At 71.3% G+C, this 16711-nt stretch carries 20 protein-coding genes; 8 read left to right on the forward strand and 12 right to left on the reverse strand.

All coding sequences use genetic code 11. The annotated features are described in order from the left end of the window. On the forward strand, nucleotides 1-513 hold a 513-nt coding region (locus tag KBY81_RS07960; protein WP_254976180.1), incomplete at its 5' end, for a Smr/MutS family protein. 45 nt (nucleotides 514-558) lie between these two features. On the opposite strand, the gene KBY81_RS07965 is transcribed toward KBY81_RS07960, so the two are convergent. Further along, nucleotides 559-1797 (reverse strand): ABC transporter ATP-binding protein, encoded by a 1239-nt coding sequence (locus tag KBY81_RS07965; protein WP_254976181.1) that lies wholly within the window; start codon nucleotides 1795-1797, stop codon nucleotides 559-561. A 64-nt stretch (nucleotides 1798-1861) separates the two neighbouring features. Here KBY81_RS07965 and cgtA point away from each other — a divergent pair, with 64 nt between their 5' ends. Beyond that, the gene (cgtA, locus tag KBY81_RS07970; RefSeq protein ID WP_254973837.1) at nucleotides 1862-2854 is read left to right on the forward strand and encodes an Obg family GTPase CgtA; all 993 of its coding nucleotides are present in this window, start codon (nucleotides 1862-1864) and stop codon (nucleotides 2852-2854) included. Between the two features lie 7 nt (nucleotides 2855-2861). Here cgtA and KBY81_RS07975 read toward each other — a convergent pair whose 3' ends face one another. Continuing rightward, a complete protein-coding gene (locus KBY81_RS07975) occupies nucleotides 2862-3080 on the reverse strand; it encodes a Calvin cycle protein CP12 (RefSeq protein ID WP_043325524.1) in 219 nt (72 codons plus the stop codon). A gap of 190 nt (nucleotides 3081-3270) precedes the next feature. On the opposite strand from KBY81_RS07975, the gene KBY81_RS07980 reads away from it, so the two are divergent. After that, complete coding sequence (locus KBY81_RS07980; RefSeq protein WP_254973840.1) at nucleotides 3271-3759, forward strand: hypothetical protein; 489 nt, start codon at nucleotides 3271-3273, stop codon at nucleotides 3757-3759. Here KBY81_RS07980 and KBY81_RS07985 read toward each other — a convergent pair. From KBY81_RS07985 to KBY81_RS07995, 3 genes are read right to left on the reverse strand one after another with little or no spacing between them, the layout of a single operon-like run. After that, on the reverse strand, nucleotides 3733-5676 hold the full coding sequence (locus KBY81_RS07985; RefSeq protein WP_254976182.1) for an ABC-F family ATP-binding cassette domain-containing protein: 1944 nt from the start codon (nucleotides 5674-5676) through the stop codon (nucleotides 3733-3735). The genes KBY81_RS07980 and KBY81_RS07985 overlap by 27 nt on opposite strands. Next, nucleotides 5673-6347 (reverse strand): DUF2301 domain-containing membrane protein, encoded by a 675-nt coding sequence (locus KBY81_RS07990; RefSeq protein WP_254973842.1) that lies wholly within the window; start codon nucleotides 6345-6347, stop codon nucleotides 5673-5675. The genes KBY81_RS07985 and KBY81_RS07990 overlap by 4 nt, the downstream gene beginning before the upstream one ends. Beyond that, nucleotides 6344-7336 carry a glutathione S-transferase C-terminal domain-containing protein gene (locus KBY81_RS07995; RefSeq protein WP_254976183.1) on the reverse strand — a complete coding sequence of 331 codons (993 nt, stop codon included), beginning with the start codon at nucleotides 7334-7336 and terminating at the stop codon, nucleotides 6344-6346. The genes KBY81_RS07990 and KBY81_RS07995 overlap by 4 nt, the downstream gene beginning before the upstream one ends. A 60-nt stretch (nucleotides 7337-7396) precedes the next feature. Here KBY81_RS07995 and KBY81_RS08000 point away from each other — a divergent pair, with 60 nt between their 5' ends. Beyond that, nucleotides 7397-8341 carry an aspartoacylase gene (locus tag KBY81_RS08000; protein ID WP_254976214.1) on the forward strand — a complete coding sequence of 315 codons (945 nt, stop codon included), beginning with the start codon at nucleotides 7397-7399 and terminating at the stop codon, nucleotides 8339-8341. On the opposite strand, the gene KBY81_RS08005 is transcribed toward KBY81_RS08000, so the two are convergent. Both KBY81_RS08005 and KBY81_RS08010 read right to left on the reverse strand, forming a co-directional pair. After that, nucleotides 8326-8751 carry a hypothetical protein gene (locus KBY81_RS08005; RefSeq protein ID WP_254976184.1) on the reverse strand — a complete coding sequence of 142 codons (426 nt, stop codon included), beginning with the start codon at nucleotides 8749-8751 and terminating at the stop codon, nucleotides 8326-8328. The genes KBY81_RS08000 and KBY81_RS08005 overlap by 16 nt on opposite strands. 2 nt (nucleotides 8752-8753) lie before the next feature. After that, entirely contained in the window at nucleotides 8754-9128 is a 375-nt protein-coding gene (locus KBY81_RS08010) for a hypothetical protein (RefSeq protein WP_254976185.1), read from the reverse strand. A 206-nt stretch (nucleotides 9129-9334) separates the two neighbouring features. Here KBY81_RS08010 and psbA point away from each other — a divergent pair, with 206 nt between their 5' ends. From psbA to KBY81_RS08025, 3 genes are all read left to right on the forward strand, one after another. Next, nucleotides 9335-10414: a photosystem II q(b) protein gene (psbA, locus tag KBY81_RS08015; protein WP_015109068.1), complete on the forward strand. Its 1080-nt coding sequence runs from the start codon at nucleotides 9335-9337 to the stop codon at nucleotides 10412-10414. Between the two features lie 190 nt (nucleotides 10415-10604). Beyond that, the gene (locus KBY81_RS08020; RefSeq protein WP_254976186.1) at nucleotides 10605-11549 is read left to right on the forward strand and encodes an HAD family phosphatase; all 945 of its coding nucleotides are present in this window, start codon (nucleotides 10605-10607) and stop codon (nucleotides 11547-11549) included. A 5-nt stretch (nucleotides 11550-11554) separates the two neighbouring features. After that, a complete protein-coding gene (locus tag KBY81_RS08025; protein ID WP_106220515.1) occupies nucleotides 11555-12298 on the forward strand; it encodes a pentapeptide repeat-containing protein in 744 nt (247 codons plus the stop codon). An 8-nt stretch (nucleotides 12299-12306) separates the two neighbouring features. Here the strand turns inward: KBY81_RS08025 and KBY81_RS08030 are convergent, their stop codons facing one another. Further along, nucleotides 12307-12645: a PilZ domain-containing protein gene (locus tag KBY81_RS08030; RefSeq protein ID WP_106220516.1), complete on the reverse strand. Its 339-nt coding sequence runs from the start codon at nucleotides 12643-12645 to the stop codon at nucleotides 12307-12309. 340 nt (nucleotides 12646-12985) lie between these two features. Between KBY81_RS08030 and KBY81_RS08035 the strand changes: the two genes are divergently transcribed. Then, the gene (locus KBY81_RS08035) at nucleotides 12986-13156 is read left to right on the forward strand and encodes a hypothetical protein (RefSeq protein ID WP_254976188.1); all 171 of its coding nucleotides are present in this window, start codon (nucleotides 12986-12988) and stop codon (nucleotides 13154-13156) included. Between the two features lie 18 nt (nucleotides 13157-13174). On the opposite strand, the gene KBY81_RS08040 is transcribed toward KBY81_RS08035, so the two are convergent. From KBY81_RS08040 to arsJ, 4 genes are all read right to left on the reverse strand, one after another. Next, nucleotides 13175-13699, reverse strand: a complete 525-nt coding sequence (locus KBY81_RS08040) for a hypothetical protein (RefSeq protein ID WP_106220517.1) — start codon at nucleotides 13697-13699, stop codon at nucleotides 13175-13177. A 44-nt stretch (nucleotides 13700-13743) separates the two neighbouring features. Continuing rightward, nucleotides 13744-14709: a histone deacetylase gene (locus KBY81_RS08045; RefSeq protein WP_254976190.1), complete on the reverse strand. Its 966-nt coding sequence runs from the start codon at nucleotides 14707-14709 to the stop codon at nucleotides 13744-13746. Next, a complete protein-coding gene (locus tag KBY81_RS08050; protein ID WP_254976191.1) occupies nucleotides 14709-15329 on the reverse strand; it encodes a DUF3598 family protein in 621 nt (206 codons plus the stop codon). The genes KBY81_RS08045 and KBY81_RS08050 overlap by 1 nt, the downstream gene beginning before the upstream one ends. A gap of 97 nt (nucleotides 15330-15426) precedes the next feature. Beyond that, nucleotides 15427-16710 (reverse strand): organoarsenical effux MFS transporter ArsJ, encoded by a 1284-nt coding sequence (gene arsJ, locus KBY81_RS08055; RefSeq protein ID WP_254976192.1) that lies wholly within the window; start codon nucleotides 16708-16710, stop codon nucleotides 15427-15429. Nucleotide 16711 lies beyond the last annotated feature (1 nt).

A 16711-nucleotide genomic window follows, 5' to 3' on the forward strand; every position in this document is an offset into this window, starting at 1 on the left:
CAGCAGCACCGGCCCCTGCCGGAGCGGCGCGACCACGGCGGCTGGCGGCCCCGGGTGGGCGACCGCATCCGGCTGCTGGCCCTGGGCAAGGCGGCCGAGGTGCTGGCGATCTCCGACGACGGCAGCGAGCTCAGCGTCCGCTGCGGTGTGCTGCGCCTGTCGGTGGAACTCGCCGCCATCGAGGGGCTGCACGGCGAGAAGCCGGCACCCCCCGAGCCGCCGCCCCAGGTGCGGATCCGCAGCCGCCGGTCCCCGGGCAGCCGCGGGCCCGAGGTGCGCACCGAGGGCAACACGGTGGACGTGCGCGGCCTGCGGGTGCATGAGGCCGAGGCGGCGGTGGAGGAGCGCCTGCGTGGCGCCAACGGGCCGGTGTGGGTGATCCACGGCATCGGCACCGGCAAGCTCAAGCGGGGCCTGCGGGAATGGCTGTCCGGTCTGCCCTGGGTGGAGCGGGTCAGCGATGCCGAGCAGGGGGATGGGGGGCCCGGCTGCAGCGTGATCTGGGTGAAGTGAAGCCTCTGCCGGCGGCCCGGGGCTGCTGGCTCAGGGGCTGCTGGTTCAGTGGCTGATGGCGGGCAGCTGGGGTTCCTGCCGCGGCGGCGGCGTGGTGGCTTCGGTCGGCAGCAGGGCCGCCCCGAGCCCGTCGAACAGGCGCCAGCCCGTGGGTTCGACATCCAGATGCACGGTCTGGCCCACGGTCACGCTCTGGTCCGGGGTGGCCCGCACCAGCACCAGGTGGCTGCCCTCCAGCAGGCGGCAGGTGACCAGCTGTTCGTTGCCCAGGGCCTCACAGTGGCTCACCTCCGCCGCCAGGTTGCGGTTGGTGGCGGGGGCGAGCCGCAGGTGCTCCGGCCGCAGGCCGCCGGTGATCCGGTGGCCGATCCAGTCGCCGAGAAGGTCGGCCATCGGCCCCTCCACCGGGAAGCGCCGCCCCCCCAGCAGCAGCTGGGCGGAGCCGGCCACCTCCACCGGCAGCAGGTTCATCGCCGGGCTGCCGATGAACTGGGCCACGAACAGGTTGGAGGGCCACTGGTACAGCTGCATCGGGGTGCCCAGCTGCTGCAGCCGGCCCTCGTTCAGCACGGCGATGCGGTGGCCCATGGTCATGGCCTCCACCTGGTCGTGGGTGACGTAGAGGGTGGTGGTGCCCAGGCGCCGCTGCAGCTCCACGATCTGGGTGCGGGTGCCGGTGCGCAGCTTGGCGTCCAGGTTGCTGAGGGGCTCATCCATCAGGAACACCGCCGGCTGGCGGGCGATGGCCCGGCCCAGCGCCACCCGCTGCTTCTGGCCCCCGGAGAGCTCCTTGGGCCGCCGCTCCAGCAGCGGTTCCAGCTCCAGGGTGGCGGCCACCTCGTCGATGCGGGCCGCGATGCGCCGCTCCCGCTCGGAATCGATCCGCAGGGGGGCCGGCAGGCCGCGGGTGGCCCGGTGCAGGCTGTCCTGCAGCTGCTGGGGCAGGCTGCGGTGGCGGCTGCGGCGCAGGCCGAAGCCGATGTTGTCGGCCACACTTAGGTGGGGATAGAGCGCGTAGCTCTGGAACACCATCGCCACGTCGCGCTGGGCCGGCCGCAGCCGGCTCACGGGCCGCTCGCCCACGTAGATCTCACCGGAGGTGGTGGCTTCCAGCCCCGCCAGCAGGCGCAGGAGGGTGCTCTTGCCGCAGCCCGAAGGGCCCACCAGCACGAGGAATTCACCGTCCTGGATGTGCAGGTCGAGCTGGCGCAGCACCTCCACCGGGTTGCCGCCGCGACGGGGCGGGTAGGTCTTGCCGACCTTCTCGAAGCGGACCTCGGCCAAACCAGGGGTGCAACCGGGGGATCCTAGGGTTGTTCCTCATCCGTGCCCCGGCCGAACCCCTTCCTTGCAGTTCATCGATCAGGCCCGCATCGCCGTGCGCGCCGGCCGCGGCGGCGACGGCATCGTGGCCTTCCGTCGTGAGAAGTACGTCCCCGCCGGCGGGCCCTCCGGCGGCGACGGCGGCCGCGGCGGTGACGTGCTCCTCGTGGCCGATGCCAACCTCCAGACCCTGCTGGACTTCAAGTACCGGCGCCTGTTCGCCGCCGACGATGGCCGCCGCGGCGGGCCGAACCGCTCCACCGGGGCGAGTGCCTCCACCCTGACGATCCGGGTGCCCTGCGGCACGGAGGTGCGCGACTGCCGCACCGGCATCCTGCTGGGGGACCTCACCAACGCCGGCGAGGAACTGCTGGTGGCGGCCGGTGGCCGGGGGGGACTGGGCAACGCCCACTACCTCAGCAACCGCAACCGAGCGCCGGAGAAGTTCACCGAGGGCAAGGAGGGGGAGGAATGGCTGCTGCAGCTGGAACTCAAGCTGCTGGCCGAGGTGGGGATCATCGGCCTGCCCAATGCCGGCAAGAGCACCCTCATCGCCGTGCTCTCGGCGGCCCGGCCCAAGATCGCCGATTACCCCTTCACCACCCTGGTGCCCAACCTGGGGGTGGTGCGGCGCCCGAGCGGCGACGGCACCGTCTTCGCCGACATCCCCGGCCTGATCGCGGGGGCGGCGCGGGGCGCCGGGCTGGGCCATGACTTCCTGCGCCACATCGAGCGCACCCGGCTGTTGCTGCATCTGGTGGATGCGGGTGCGGAGGATGTGATGGCGGATCTGAGGGTGGTGGAGGAGGAACTCGCCGCCTACGGCCACGGCCTCAGCGACCGGCCACGCCTGGTGGTGCTCAACAAGATGGAGCTCTGCGATGCCGCCGGACTCGAGGAGCGGGTGGCCGCCATCGGCGCCCACGTCGGTGAGCCCCCGCTGGTGATTTCTGCGGCGGCCTCCCAGGGTCTCGATGCCCTGCTGGCCGCCGTGTGGGCCCAGCTGGGCATCGCCTGAGACCCGATCAGTCGTCGTAGACCCGGCACTCGGGAGCTTCGGGGTTGAGGTCGCAGTAGACCTCCAGGGGGGTGGGGTCGTGGTTGTCCTCGGGGTGGTGCTCCTTGTACTCGTTGAGGGCCTTGAGCTCCTCTTCGAGGTGGCGCACCTTGCCGAGATTGCCATCGGCCTTGGCCGATTCGATCTCGACTTTGTCCTTCTCGATGTGATCGTCGATCGTCTTCATGCAAAAACCGGCCGTCACGGGTCGGAACTCACCGCAGACACCATACGGTCGGGGCCGGGGGATCGCCGCATCCTGTGGGTCTCCGCACACCCCCTGCTCACCGGTCAGACCGTTGCAAACCCGGCGCCGGCGGCTGCGGTGGTGCCGCCTCCGTGGCTAGCAGCGGAATGGACAGTGCCCCGGTTGGCCCATGACACGCATCAGCAAGCGGCGGGAACGGCATTTCATCGACGAGCACGGGCGGCTCTTCTGGATCAACGGTCCCGAAGCCCACTGCTACCTGTCGGAACAGCGCCAGTGGCGCCGGGGCCTCGGCTTCGAGGAGGTGCTGATCTGGAAGCAGTGCGCCCCCAGCGGACTTGTCAGCCAGCGCTTCGCCAGCGTCCAGGCGGCCCTGGAGGCTTTCCAGTCCGATGCGGTGCAGTGGTACCAGGATCTCTACCTGCGCCGCATGGGGGACCAGATGGCGGCCCACCGCAGCGTGGACGACTACAAGCCGACGGCGATGCAGCAAGCCGAAGCCCGGGGGGATCGGGTGCAGCGCCAGCCCTGGCTGCTGCCGGAGCCCGCCGGCCCGGTCTGTGGCCTGCCCCCGCGGATGGCCGATGGGGGGGGCCTGCTGGAGGTGCCCCACCCGCACCGGCGCCGGCGCTCAGGCTGCCAGCTCGCTGAGCGTTAGCCAGCGCTCCTCGGCGGCGGTGATCCGCTCCACCAGGGCCGCCAACTCGTGGGTCAGGGCCTCCAGCCGGGCGTAGTCCGGGCCGCTGGGGGCCGCCAGCTGCTGCTCCAGCTCCCGGCGGCGCCCCTCGAGCTCCGGCAGCTCGCTCTCGAGGCGCTCCAGCTCCCGGGACTCCTTGAAGCTGCGCCGCCGGGGCCCGGCCGCTGCCGCTTTGGCCGCTGGCGTCGCTCGCCTGGTGGATTCCGGGGCGCCCCCAGGGGCGGCGGCCGGGCCGGGGCTGCCAGCCGGGCCGGCGGTGGCGTCAACCGGGGCCTGGGCCCGCCGCTCCAGCCAGCTGGTGTAGTTGCCCTCGAACCGCTCCAGCCGGCCCGCCTCGAAGTGGAACAGGCGGTCGACGGTGCGGTCCAGGAACCAGCGGTCATGGGAGACCACCACCACACAGCCGCGGAAATCCTCGAGGAAGTCCTCCAGCACGCTGAGGGTGTGCACGTCCAGGTCGTTGGTGGGCTCGTCCAGCAGCAGCACGTTGGGGGCCTCGATCAGCAGCCGGCAGAGGTGCAGCCGCCGGCGCTCGCCCCCGGAGAGCTTGGCCACCGGCTGGTGCTGCTGGGCAGGGGGGAACAGGAACCGCTCCAGCAGCTGGGAGGCCGTCAGGTCCACCCCGTCCACCTGCACCCGGCTGGCGGCCTCCTGCACCACCTCGATCACCTTGCGCTTGCCGTCCTTGGCCAGCAGCACGTCGCTGTGCTGGTCGAAGTAGGCCAGCTTCACCGTCGCCCCCAGTTCCAGCAGGCCTTCGCTGGGCGGCCGGCGCCCGGCGATCACCTCCAGCAGGCTGGATTTGCCGGCCCCGTTGGGCCCGATGATCCCCACCCGGTCCTCGGGGCTGAAGTCGTAGCTGAAGTCCCGCAGCAGGGTGCGCTCGCCCACGGCCACCGCCAGGCCCTCGGCCGTGATCGCCCGCTTGCCGATGCGCCGGGCGGTGGCGGCCATCGCCAGGCTGGCCCGCCCCTGGCGGGTGGGGGCCTCCAGCAGGGCATCGATGCGCTGCAGCCGGGCCTTCTGCTTGGTGCTGCGGGCCTTGGGGCCCTGGCGCATCCAGGCCAGTTCCCGCCGCAGGGTCCCCTTGAGCTTGGCGGCGGTGGAGGCTTCGGCCTCCTCCTCGGCCGCCTTCAGGGCCAGGTAGGTGCCGTAGTTGCCCTCATAGGGGCGGGCCTCGCCCCGATCCACCGCCACGATCCTCTTGGTGACCCGATCGAGCAGGTAGCGGTCATGGGTGACGAGCACCAGGGCGCCGGCGAAGCGATCCAGGTAGCTCTGCAGCCACTCGACCCCCTCGGCATCGAGGTGGTTGGTGGGTTCATCGAGGAGCAGCACCTCCGGTTCGGCCACCAGGGCCGCCGCCAGGGCGACGCGGCGCCGGTTGCCGCCGGAGAGCTCGCCGATCGTCCGCTCCTGGTGGGCGGCGTCGATGCCCAGGCGCTCCAGCACCTCGCGGCAGCGGCGCTCCAGATCCCAGGCCTGGCAGCTGTCCATGCGGTGCTGCAGGGCGCTGAGGCGGGCCAGCAACGGGCCCTCCTCCGCCCCACTCGCCAGCTGGTGGCTCACCCCGGCGTGCTCCCGCAGCAGGGCCATGGCCTCCCCGTCCCCGGCGAACACCTGTTCCAGCACGGTCAGGTCCGGATCCAGCCGGGGCTCCTGGTCGAGCAGCACCACCCGGGTGCGGGCATGGCAGCGGCGCTCGCCGCGATCCAGCGGTTCGAGGCCCGCCAGCACCCGCAGCAGGGTGCTCTTGCCGGCGCCGTTGGGGCCGATCAGCCCCAGCCGGTCCCGCTCCCCCACGTGCAGGTCGAGGTCGGCGAACAGGCTGCGCAGACCGAAGTCCTTGGCGGCCCCCACCAGGCTGATCAGGCTCATGGGGCTTCGGCGGACGGGCCCTGCCCACGGCGCTGCTGCTCCAGGTGGGCGAAGACGCTCTTGTCGCCCACATCCGCCGCCGCCGGCATCGGGAACTTGCGCAGGCAGAGCACCAGCAGCAGCAGGGCTTCGGCGGCCAGCAGGCTGGCGGTGGTGGCCGGGCTGAGCACGCCGGCCAGGCGGCCGAGCAGGGCCAGGGGCAGCAGCAGGGTGACGCCGATCGCCTCGGGGCGCTGGAAGCAGAAGAATTCCTTGAAGCCGATGCCGGCCAGGGCGGCGAAGTAGGGCCCCACCGCCAGGATCCACAGGGGTTGCTGGGCCAGGGCGGGAAGCATCTGGCCCGGTCCGGCCCGCAGGGCCAGCAGCACCCCGCCCAGGCAGCCCGCCAGCCAGAACAGCTGCAGGGCCCGGTGCAGGGGGCGCAGGTAGATGTGGATCCAACGCAGGGCCAGGCCCAGCCCGGCCGCCATCACCAGTAGCCAGGGCCAGAGCAGCTCGGGGCCCAGCTGGCGCCACTGGGCCAGCAGGGCCAGCTGGCCCAGGGCCACGGCGGTGAGGGCCAGCCGATAGCCGAGCACCTCGCGGCGGTCGTCGGCGGTGATCGTGAAGCGGCCGTACACCCCCTCGAAGACGGGGTCGGCGCCATCCGGGGTGGCCAGGGTGCTGCTCATCGGGTGGGGGCGCCGGGGGCGGCAGGGGGCGGGCTGCCCACCAGTGTGGCCAGGTCCGGTCCCGCCGGGACGATGCCGGAGGGGTGAAGGGGGAACAGGGCCCCGAAGTAGTCGGTCCTCCAGGCGTCCGGGAAGCAGGTGGCGGCCACCCCTTCGAGGCCGTGGAAGCGGCGCCGCCAGTCCCACAGCCGCGGCAGCTGCCAGAGGGGCCGGCGGCTGCAGCCGAACAGGGGGGCGTAGACCAGCTCCATGCGGATCAGGGTGGGGAAGAGCACCACATCCGCCAGGCTGGGCCCGGCGCCGCCGCAGAGCCAGCCGCCGCTCTCTCCGCCGGCGGCGAGGGCCGCCTCCACCGCCCCGAGGGCGGCGAACAGGGCCGCCTCGGCCTCGTCGTAGGCCGTCTGGTTGCGGGCGAAGCCACAGCGGTACACCCCATCGTTGACATCCCCCTGCAGGCGCTCCCGCCAGGCGGTGATGGCCGGCAGGTCCGCCGGCGGGGCCAGGTCAGGAGCTTCGGGCGCAGCGGGCCAGGCGTTGAGCAGCTCGATCAGGCGGGCGCTCTCGTTCACCAGGATCGTCCCCGTTCGCCGCGAATAGAGGGCCGGCACGGTGGCCCGGGCGCGGGGATCGGCGCCGCAGCGGCGGTAGAGCTCGAGCAGGGTCGCGCAGCCCTCGAAGGGCTTGCTGAACCGCCAGCGACCGGCGTCCGGATCGGGGACCACCACCACCGTGTCGACCATCGGGGCCAGGCCCCGCAGGCTCCAGGTGATCCAGGCCCGATGGGCCCAGGGGCAGCTGCGGCCCACGATCAGCACGTGGCTGCCGGCCTCGGCGGCGTCCTCCGGCACCGGCGGCAGGGCGGTGAAGGCCCCGGCCGGCCGGCGGTAGCGGCCCTGGCCGTCGGCGGGGCCGAGCCCGCCCATCAGCAGGCGCCACTGGCACTGCCAGAACTGCCGGGCGGAGCGCACCAGCGCGGCGGGCGGGGCCATGGACATCACGGTTCGCTGCCCTGACTCTGCGCCAGGCTGGGGCCTGTGAGCGAGCAGGCGATGGTGGCGGGCCGGGTGATGGTGGTGGGGGGCACCCACGGCAACGAGCGCAACGCGCCCTGGCTGCTGGAGGCCTGGCGACGGCACCCGGCGCTGCTGCGCAGCAGCGGCCTGGCCCTGGAGCTGGTGCTGGGCAACCCCGCCGCCCATGCCGCCGGGGTGCGCTACCTCGACCAGGACCTCAACCGCAGCTTCGTGCCCGACCTGATGGCCGCCCCCGGGCCGGGGAACCGGGAACTGGAGCGGGCCCGGGAACTGCTGGCCCGCCACGGGCCCGGCGGCAGCGCCCCCTGTCTGGTGGCCCTCGACCTGCACAGCACCACGGCCGCCATGGGCAACAGCCTGGTGGTCTATGGCCGGCGGCCGGCCGATCTGGCCCTGGCGGCGGGCATCCAGCAGCGCCTTGGCCTGCCGATCTACCTGCATGAACAGGACCGGGCCCAGACCGGCTACCTGGTGGAGCGCTGGCCCTGTGGGCTGGTGGTGGAGGTGGGTCCGGTACCCCAGGGCGTGATCCAGGCGCCGATCTGCCTCCAGAGCCAGCTCGCCCTCGAGGCGGCCCTGGAGGTGCTGGCGGAGGCCCGCAGCGGAACCCTGCGCCAGCCCGACCGGCTGGTGGTGCACCGGCACCTGGGCAGCCTCGATCTGCCACGCCATGGCGACGGCTCCCCGGCGGCGGTGGTACATCCCCAGCGCCAGGGCCGCGACTGGCAGCCGATCGCCGCCGGCGACCCCCTCTTCCTGACGGCCGAGGGCGCCACGATTCCCTTCCACCCGCGGGAAGACCAGGAGATCGGCCCCGTCTGGGCCGTGTTCATCAACGAGGCGGCCTACGGCGAGAAGGGCATCGCCCTCAGCCTCACCCGGCGGGAGTCCTGGCCGGTGGAGCCGGGCTGGGGCCGGGCCCTGGGCGACCTGGCCCGCAACCTTCAGAGCCCCGGCTGAACCTGGGGCTGGCCGGCGGCGGCGGGCTGGGAGCGGGGCACGCCGTTGTAGAGGACGTTCAGGACGCTGCGGCCATCCGGGGCGACGAGGATCTCCGTTTCCACCGATGGCGGCAGGCCGAGCTGGGCCCAACCGGGCACGCCGCCGTAGAAGCGGAACAGGAAACCTTCGGCATCGGCGCGCACCAGGCAGCTGCCGCCGCTGCGCTCGTACATGCAGAGCGCGGGCCGGTAGACCCCGAGGCCGCCGTTGATCACCTCGGCCCGCATCCTGGCCAGGTTGGCGGCGCGGCCCCGCTGGAAGGCCTGCTCCTGGGTCATCTGGGCCCGGGCCGGGGAGGCCCCCACCAGGGGGACGGCCACCAGCAGGGCCAGGCAGCCCAGCAGGGGCCGCAGGGAAGGGGAGGTCATGGTCATCCGCAGACGAGGGTGGTCTGTTCCTTGGTGCAGGGGAGGTCGGTCCTGCTGCCGTCGGCCCAGTAGATGCGCAGCCGGTCGTCCTCGGTGTCGGTGCGCAGGGTCAGCGACTTGACGACGCCGGCCGGGGGCTTGCCGGCCGGATCGGCCGTGTCGGGACGCAGGTCGGCCTTGTTGAGCCGCTGCTCCAGCTGCTGGATCTTGAGTTCGAGCTGGTCGATGCGGCGGCTCTCGGGATTGGGCAGGCCCTGGCAACCGGCCGCCAGCAGGGGGAGCAGCAGCAGGGCGGGCAGCGGACCGCGCAGACGCCGACGCAGCTGTTGGCCGGCGGTACGCGGTGGCTGGGAAGGAAGCGACGAACGCGAGACCATCGGCGGCAGGGCGAGATGACCGGAGCACCTCACCTCCTAGCAGCGGCAGGGGGGCCAGGCCAGGCGGGAAGCTCATCTTTTCTTCATGAAGGCCGCCTCACACCCCGCAATGGTCTGTTACATTGCTGTGAGGCGATCCGTCGCCCTTCCTTACGCCCACGGCCAGCGCACCTGCGCCCCGCCCGACGGCACACTTTCCTGCACTCATGACCGCCACTCTCCAGCAGCGCTCCGGCGCTTCGGTGTGGAACCAGTTCTGTGAGTGGGTCACCTCCACCAACAACCGTCTCTACGTCGGTTGGTTCGGTGTGCTGATGATCCCCACCCTCCTGGCCGCCACCATCTGCTTCATCGTCGCCTTCATCGCGGCGCCCCCTGTCGACATCGACGGCATCCGTGAGCCCGTCGCCGGCTCCCTGATGTACGGCAACAACATCATCTCCGGCGCTGTTGTTCCTTCCAGCAACGCCATCGGCCTGCACTTCTACCCCATCTGGGAAGCCGCCAGCCTCGACGAGTGGCTGTACAACGGTGGCCCCTACCAGCTGGTGGTCTTCCACTTCCTGATCGGCGTCTTCGCCTACATGGGCCGCGAGTGGGAACTCTCCTACCGCCTCGGCATGCGCCCCTGGATCTGCGTCGCCTACTCCGCCCCCGTGGCGGCCGCCAGCGCCGTGTTCCTGATCTACCCCTTCGGTCAGGGTTCCTTCTCCGACGGCATGCCCCTCGGCATCAGCGGCACCTTCAACTACATGCTGGTGTTCCAGGCTGAGCACAACATCCTGATGCACCCCTTCCACATGCTGGGTGTGGCCGGTGTGTTCGGTGGCTCCCTGTTCTCCGCCATGCACGGCTCCCTGGTGACCTCCTCCCTGGTGCGTGAAACCACCGAGAGCGAGTCCCAGAACTACGGCTACAAGTTCGGCCAAGAGGAAGAGACCTATAACATCGTGGCCGCCCACGGCTACTTCGGTCGCCTGATCTTCCAGTACGCCTCGTTCAACAACAGCCGCAGCCTGCACTTCTTCCTGGCTGCCTGGCCCGTGATCGGCATCTGGTTCACCGCCCTGGGCGTGAGCACGATGGCCTTCAACCTGAACGGCTTCAACTTCAACCAGTCCATCCTGGATGGCCAGGGCCGGGTGATCAACACCTGGGCCGACGTGCTCAACCGTGCCGGCCTCGGCATGGAAGTGATGCACGAGCGCAACGCGCACAACTTCCCCCTCGACCTGGCGGCTGCCAGCGCCACCCCTGTGGCCCTGACCGCCCCGGCGATCGGCTGATCCAGCCCCTCCAGTTTTCTGGAGCTTCCCAACCCCCTGCGCGAGCAGGGGGTTTTTTCATGGCGACGCGGTCCGGCTGGGCCTGGCTGAGCCTCCCCGTCGCTGTGGCAGCGTGGTCTGGCGGAGTTCCGCTGCCGGCGGTCCGCTCGAGCTCCGGCCCCCATGGCTGGCCCCCACGGCACGCGACCCCATGAACGCTGACGCTGGCCCCGATCCCCTGCCGTCCTGGCGGGAGGACAGCGTCAAGACGCGCCTGCTGGAGTTTGTGGCCGCCGTCAGCACCCCGGGGGCCCCCGGCTGGGTAGCGCCCCAGGAGCGGATCGCCGTGTTCGACAACGACGGCACGCTCTGGTCGGAGCAGCCGATGTACGTGCAGCTGGCCTTCGCCCTCCAGCGGGCCCGCAGCCTGGTGGCGGAGCGCGCCGAGCTGGCCAGCCATCCGCTGGTGGCGGCGGCCCTGGCCGACGACATCGATGCCCTGATGGGCCACGGCCTGCGCGGGCTGCTGGAACTGGCGGCCCTCACCCACGCCGGGATGGCCGACGCGGCCTTCAGCGGCCTGGCCCGCGACTGGTTGCGGGAGGCCCGCCATCCCCAGCTCGGGGTGCCGTACACCGGGCTCGTCTACCAGCCGATGCTGGAACTGCTGGCGTTTCTCCGCGCCAGGGGGTTCCGCAGCTGGATCGTGACCGGTGGGGGTGTCGAGTTCGTGCGGGTGTTCGCCGAAGCGACCTACGGCATTCCCCCGGACCGGATCATCGGCTCGACGCTGCAACTGCGCTACGGCGAGGAGAACGGCCAGCCGACCGTGTGGCGCGAACCCGTGGTGGACGCCATCAATGATGGCGACGCCAAGCCGCTGGGGATCGCCCGGGCCATCGGCCGCCGCCCGATCGCGGCCTTCGGCAATTCCGATGGCGACCTGGCGATGCTGCGCTGGACCACCGCCGGTCCCGGCCAGCGTCTCGCCCTGCTGCTGCACCACGATGACGGCGAGCGGGAGGTGGCCTACGACCGTGCTTCCCGCTTCGGCCGGCTGGACAAGGGCCTGGATCTGGCCCGGCGCCATGGCTGGTGCCTGGTCAGCCTGCGGCGTGACTGGGACCGGATCTTCCCTTGTTCCGCCCAGGACTGACCCCGATGCGCAGCCCCTCCCCCTCCTCCACCTGGTACGCCCGCCAGAAACGGCGGCGCGCCTCGCCGTTCTTCCGGCTGCTGGATCGCTCCTTCGGTTTCCGGGTGCTGGTGGCCGCCGTGCTGTCCTTCGGATTGCTGGCCCTGGTCAACCGTTTCGAGAACTGCCATGCCCAGGCTGGTCAGGCCGATTGTCTGACCAGCAACGTGCTGGAGATCATCAGCATCGGCACCGTCGAGTCGTTCAGCATCGTCACGGCGGCGATCTTCTATCTGCTTGAGGCCGGACAGCGCAAGGAGAAGGAACATCATGAGATGTTTGAACTCCTGCTGACCCAGGGCCAGGCCGGGGCCTCCAACAGCCTGGGTCGACTTCGGGCCCTGGAGATGTTTTCCGCCGATGGCATCTGGCAGGACGGCTTTGATCTGGAGGGATCGGATCTTGAGGGTCTGAGGATTCCGTTCAGCCGCTGGCGCGGCGCCAATTTCTGCAACACCGTGCTGCGCAACGCCGACTGCCAAGGCGCTGATCTGGCCCAGTCCGATTTCCGCCGCTCCGATCTGAGCGGGGCGAATCTCAGGGGCGCCGATCTGCGCGGCGCCAATTTCACCGGGGCGATTCTCCATCAGGCGGATCTGCGCGGCGCCCTGGTGGAGGGGGCCCAGTTCCGGGGCGCCCAGCTCAGCCGGACGCTCAGCGATGGTCCGCTCCCGGGGCTGGAGGATGGATCGGAAACGGACGCCGGCTGAGTTCAGGCTCAGGCGACGAGCCTGGTGAGGGCGTCCTGGGAGAGGGAAGCGTTGACGAAAGCGAGGCCCACGTAAGTGTTAAAGCCGGTGTTTCGCACCCAGCGCACCTTGGAGCGCAGGCTCAGCTTCGAGCCGGCTTCGTAGTTGCGGGCTTCGAAGATGACGGTGTCGTCCTCCTTGACGTCGAGGCTGCCCTGACGCAGGACACAGGCCCCCCGCTCGCTGACGTCACGGAGATTGACGAACACCGATTGCTTCGAGGCAAGGGTGAGGCTGACGGAGACGCCCACCGGCACATGGTGACGGGGACTGGCACGCTTCCCTTCGGGATGCTGATCCTGGGACATGAAGAGGGCACGACGCACCCCTGCCTTGAAGCGCCAGCAGGAGCAGGACCGATTCTAGGTCCGGTGCTTGGTGGCGCTACCCCCTGGCGCCCCGTCCCGGCGGCTCCCCGGCCAAGGGAGGCCGTCGCATCCGCTAGGGTCAGTAGATCCGGCAGAAGCCGGCGAACCAGTTGTTCGCCTTCGCCGGAGCCAGCACCGAGCCGCCCCGCGCTTCCTGGGGTCGGTCCACCAGGTCCAACGTCGGTCCATCAGGTCCAACAGCGGTTGCCGTGTGCGATTCCCCGCGGGGGAACGGCAGCCTCCCGGTGCGAGATCCATATCCCCTTGTCCAACCTTCCGAATGAACACCCTCTCCAGGCGCCAGTCCGCTGCGACCCGCCCCAGCTCCAGCCCCGCCGCCGGCGGCCGGGGCCCCCACGCCTACCCCTGCTGCCCCCTGGCGGCCCGGCCGGCCCGCCACGATCCCTCCCAGCATCCCCTCACCTGGGAGGACCTGCTCGGCCGCCGCTGAGGGCGGCGGCGTCCCTGCTCAATCGTCGTCGTCGTCACGGTCGCGCCGCTTGTCCAGCACGTAGACGCGGCCATCGGGGGTCACCAGCCGTTTCCCCGGCTGACGGGAGGCCCGCCAGCGATCGCGCGCTTCCTCGGCACGCCTGAGCTGCCGGGCCTGCCGGGCCTGGGCCGCCCGTACCCGCGGCGCGTAGGTGTTGCGGTACCAGTCGTCCTGCACGAACAGCACCGGCACGGTGCAGGCCTGGTAGAGCCCGCAGTAACGGCCCCAGTCGCGGGCCTGCTGGGGGGGTACCCGCAGGTAGATGGGCGCGATCGCGGACTGCCCCCAGCGGTCGCTGCCCAAGGCCGGCCTGGCGATCACCGGGCCGTAACCGAGCACCGGCGGTGGGGCCAGGTTGCCGATGGTGATCCGGCCGAAGTAGCCGGACTGCCCCAGGGGCACGGTCAGGGAGGTCTGGGCCTGGACCGGGGCGTAGACGATTCCGGCGCCGCAGACCACCACCAGGGCGGCGTGGAGCAGGCGGGAGGAACGGCTGATCATGGCGGAAGCTCCGTGGCCCCACCAGGCAAACGCCCCCGTATGACTCAGTCCTGACCGGGGCGAGGGCCATCTGTGACTGGACGTGACAGCTCCCTGCCGGTGGCGTGGATCCGGGCGAGCCCATCGGCCGCCCGCACCACCAGGGTGTGGCGCTCCACCAGGGCCGCCAGGTCGTCGTAGCCCCCGCCGATGACGGTGGCCACCGGCAGGCGGCGCCGCAGGGCGGCATCGATCACCAGCCGGTCCCGCCGGTACAGGCCGTCATCGCTGAGCTCCAGCCGGCCGAGGCGGTCGTGCCGGTGGGGATCGACGCCGGCGTTGTAGAGCACCAGATCCGGACGCACCTGATCCAGCAGATCCGGCAGGGTCCGCTCCAGGGTCCGCAGGTAGGCGTCATCCCCGACGCCGTCCTCCAGGGCCAGGTCGAGGTCGCCCGTCTGCTTGTGCAGGGGGAAGTTGCTGGCCGCGTGCATCGAGAAGGTGAACACACGGGGGTCGCCGGTGAAGATCGCCGCCGTGCCGTCGCCCTGGTGCACGTCCAGATCCACCACCAGCACCTGCCGCACCAGGCCCTCGGCCAGCAGCACCCGGGCCGCCACGGCGCAGTCGTTGAAGATGCAGAAACCGCTGCCGTGCAGGGGGAAGGCGTGGTGGGTGCCGCCGGCCAGGTGGCAGGCCAGGCCGTGGCGCAGGGCCAGCCGGGCCGTGAGCACGGTGCCCCCCACCGCCAGCCAGCTGCGGCGGACCAGGGGTTCCGACACCGGCAGCCCGATGCGGCGCACCTCCTGGGGGGTGAGCAGTCCCCGGGAGAAGGCCTCGTGGTAGCCGCGTCCATGCACCAGCTCCAGCCAGCGGCGCGGCGCCGGCAGGGGCTGGTGGATCTGCCCCGGGCGGGCCAGCTCCAGCTGCTCCAGCCGCTCCTTCAGCAGCCGGAACTTCTGCATCGGGAAGCGATGGCCGCTGGGCAGGGGGACCGCATAGGCCGGGTGATACACCAGCGGGGGCCCCATCAGTCCGGCGCCAGCGGCTCCAGCAGACCGTAGGGGGTGTAGCGGCGCTCGATCCGGCAGAGGGGGCCGCCGGCAGGCTGCCAGCTGAGGGCCACCCGCACGGGCCCCGCTTGGCCGGGCCCAGGGGCGATGATCACCTCGACGTCGTCGTCCAGGCGCCAGCGGCTGCCGCCGGCCTCCCCTGGGGCGATGCTCTCGATGACGGCGACCAGCGGCGTGGCGGGGCCGCCGTCGGAGAGGCCGGGCCGCCATTCCCTGGCATAGGTGAAGCTCTCCAGCCGCTCGACGCCATGGCGCAGCACCACGCGCCGGCGCCGCTCGCCCTGGACGACGCAGAGTTCGGCGATCCAGGGCCAGGGGCCCATCCGGTCCATGCCCAGGCTCCAGTGGCCGGCGGCGCTGATCTGCATCGCTGCCGGCGGCTCCCGGAAGCGCATCGGCACGGTGCGGCCGGAGTTGAGGTAGGTGAGGGCCGCCTCGATGGTGCCGTCCTCGTCGCTCACCCGCAGGCGGGTGGGGAAGCGCTCGATCTCGCGGCCATCGGGTCCGAGCCGGTGGAACAGGCCCTCCCAGCAGCCGCCGTTCACCTCCAGCAACCTCTGACGGGGCGGGGCGCTCAAGGGCATGGCACGTGGGGAAGGGGTGTCCAGCATGGCGACAACAGACCCGCCGGCGGGGGCGGCGCTCTGGGGTCAGCGCTCAGCAGAGGGCCAGCGCTCAGCCGATGGCCAGGGGGCGGGGCTGGGCCTGCCGCGGCGGTGCCGGTAGCCGGGTGCTCACCAGCCAGGCGAGCCCCACCAGCAGGGCCGAGCTCCACAGGCAGGCCTGCAGGCCGCCCACCAGGAACAGGGCGCCCGAGAGCACGGTGCCGAGGAGGCGGCCACCGGCGTTGGCCATGTAATAGAAGCCCACGTTCAGGCTCACCGATTCGGCATCGGTGTAGGCCAGGATCATGTAGCTGTGGATCGAGGAATTCATGGCGAACACCACCCCGAAGGCCGCCAGTCCCACCACCACGGCCACACCGGGATTCCCCACCTCGCGCCAGAGCGCGATGGCGATCAGGGCCGGAATGGCGGTGAGCAGTCCGCTCCAGAAGGTCACGGCGGAGACGCCCGGCGGCGCGGTCTGGCCCCAGCGGCGCCGCAGGGCCGGGGCCGATCCCTGCACGAGGCCGTAGCCGATCACCCACAGCCCCATGAAGCCGCCCACCTCCCAGTAGCGCCAGCCGAGGCTGGTCTGCAGGAACACCGGCAGGGCCACCACGAACCAGACATCCCTGGCACCGAAGAGGAAGAACCGGGCCAGGGAGATGCGATTGATGCCGGGGGACTTGGAGAACAGGGAGGTGAAGGCGGGCTTCTGTTTCATGCGGCCGATCTCCCCGGGCAGCACCAGGGTGAACAGGAAGGCCAGGAACAGGCCGGCGGCCATGGCGCCGACGGCGGCGTTGAAGCCGATCGTGGCCAGCAGCAGGCCGCCGAGGAAGAATCCCACCCCCTTGAGGGCGTTCTTGGAGCCGGTGAGAATCGCCACCCACTGGAACAGCTGGCTCTCGCCCTTGTCGTGGTCGTCGGGGGTTTCCGGAACCACCGACTTGATGGCACTTTTGGCGCTCATCTTGTTGAGATCCTTGGCGATGCCGCTGAGGGCCTGGGCCACCATCACGTAGGCCACGCTCCACCATTTCGGCCAGCTGTCAGCGACGGGCACCAGCATCAGCAGGGCCGCCACCTGCATCAGGGTGCCGGTCCAGAGGGTGAGGCGCAGGCCGAAGCGGGCCCCCAGCCAGCCGCCGCAGAGGTTGGTGATGATGCCGAAGAACTCGTAGAAGAGGAACAGAAAGGCGATCTCCAGGGTGCTGTAGCCCAGCGATCGGAAGTGGAACACCACCAGCATCCGCAGGGCGCCGTCGGTGAGGGTGAAACACCAGTAGTTGGCCGTGACGATGGCGTACTGCTGCAGGGCCGTGAGCGGCCGGCCGGAGAAGGGCGGATGCATC

The organism is Cyanobium sp. Lug-B (assembly GCF_024345635.1).
Taxonomy (GTDB): Bacteria; Cyanobacteriota; Cyanobacteriia; order PCC-6307; family Cyanobiaceae; genus Cyanobium; species Cyanobium minutissimum.

Coding starts and splice junctions, on each gene's coding strand:
- KBY81_RS07975 (WP_043325524.1), bottom strand. CDS start 3,080: ATGAAGACGATCGACGATCACATCGAGAAGGACAAAGTCGAGATCGAA.
- KBY81_RS07980 (WP_254973840.1), top strand. CDS start 3,271: ATGACACGCATCAGCAAGCGGCGGGAACGGCATTTCATCGACGAGCAC.
- KBY81_RS07985 (WP_254976182.1), bottom strand. CDS start 5,676: ATGAGCCTGATCAGCCTGGTGGGGGCCGCCAAGGACTTCGGTCTGCGC.
- KBY81_RS07990 (WP_254973842.1), bottom strand. CDS start 6,347: ATGAGCAGCACCCTGGCCACCCCGGATGGCGCCGACCCCGTCTTCGAG.
- KBY81_RS07995 (WP_254976183.1), bottom strand. CDS start 7,336: ATGGCCCCGCCCGCCGCGCTGGTGCGCTCCGCCCGGCAGTTCTGGCAG.
- KBY81_RS08000 (WP_254976214.1), top strand. CDS start 7,397: ATGGTGGCGGGCCGGGTGATGGTGGTGGGGGGCACCCACGGCAACGAG.
- KBY81_RS08005 (WP_254976184.1), bottom strand. CDS start 8,751: ATGACCTCCCCTTCCCTGCGGCCCCTGCTGGGCTGCCTGGCCCTGCTG.
- KBY81_RS08010 (WP_254976185.1), bottom strand. CDS start 9,128: ATGGTCTCGCGTTCGTCGCTTCCTTCCCAGCCACCGCGTACCGCCGGC.
- psbA (WP_015109068.1), top strand. CDS start 9,335: ATGACCGCCACTCTCCAGCAGCGCTCCGGCGCTTCGGTGTGGAACCAG.
- KBY81_RS08020 (WP_254976186.1), top strand. CDS start 10,605: ATGAACGCTGACGCTGGCCCCGATCCCCTGCCGTCCTGGCGGGAGGAC.
- KBY81_RS08025 (WP_106220515.1), top strand. CDS start 11,555: ATGCGCAGCCCCTCCCCCTCCTCCACCTGGTACGCCCGCCAGAAACGG.
- KBY81_RS08030 (WP_106220516.1), bottom strand. CDS start 12,645: ATGTCCCAGGATCAGCATCCCGAAGGGAAGCGTGCCAGTCCCCGTCAC.
- KBY81_RS08035 (WP_254976188.1), top strand. CDS start 12,986: ATGAACACCCTCTCCAGGCGCCAGTCCGCTGCGACCCGCCCCAGCTCC.
- KBY81_RS08040 (WP_106220517.1), bottom strand. CDS start 13,699: ATGATCAGCCGTTCCTCCCGCCTGCTCCACGCCGCCCTGGTGGTGGTC.
- KBY81_RS08045 (WP_254976190.1), bottom strand. CDS start 14,709: ATGGGGCCCCCGCTGGTGTATCACCCGGCCTATGCGGTCCCCCTGCCC.
- arsJ (WP_254976192.1), bottom strand. CDS start 16,710: ATGCATCCGCCCTTCTCCGGCCGGCCGCTCACGGCCCTGCAGCAGTAC.